The sequence below is a fragment of the Marinobacter iranensis genome (assembly GCF_029207565.1).
GTDB classification, from domain to species: domain Bacteria; phylum Pseudomonadota; class Gammaproteobacteria; order Pseudomonadales; family Oleiphilaceae; genus Marinobacter; species Marinobacter iranensis.
Genome location: NZ_JANCMW010000040.1, coordinates 1 through 491, shown reverse-complemented (window position 1 = coordinate 491; position 491 = coordinate 1). Strand labels below are relative to the sequence as shown.

1 protein-coding gene is annotated in these 491 nt (G+C 68.4%); it reads right to left on the bottom strand.

Features of this window, described 5'->3' with window-relative positions; translation table 11 throughout:
* On the bottom strand, positions 1-491 hold a 491-nt coding region (locus NLU14_RS21345), incomplete at both ends, for an AMP-binding protein (protein WP_275710418.1).

Genomic DNA, 491 nt, shown 5'->3' with positions numbered 1-491 from the left:
CCGATCTCGATGCGGAAGCCCCGCAGTTTCACCTGCTGGTCGATCCGGCCCTGGAATTCCAACTGGCCATCCGGGTTCAGCACCACCCGGTCACCGGTGCGGTACAGCCGCTCCCCCGGCCGGAACGGGTTGGGCACGAAGCGCTCGGCCGTGGCCTCCGGCCGGTCCAGGTAACCCCGCGCCAGGGCGCCACCGAGGTAGAGTTCCCCGGCGATGCCCGGCGGCAGCAGGTTGAGGTCCGCATCCAGTACATAACCCTGGCGGTCCCCCACCAGGTCCCCGATGGGGGCATAGGCGCTGTCGAAGTCCGCCGTGTCGGCAGGCACACGCCACAGGGTGGGCGTGACCACGGTTTCGGTGGGGCCGTAGCCGTTGATCACCCAGTCCGGTTTCAGGTGCTCGATGGCATGGTGCATCATCTGGCGGCTGAAGGCTTCCCCGGCAAAGCAGTAGATCCGCACGCCCGGCGGCTGGCCCTTGAGTTCCGCCCA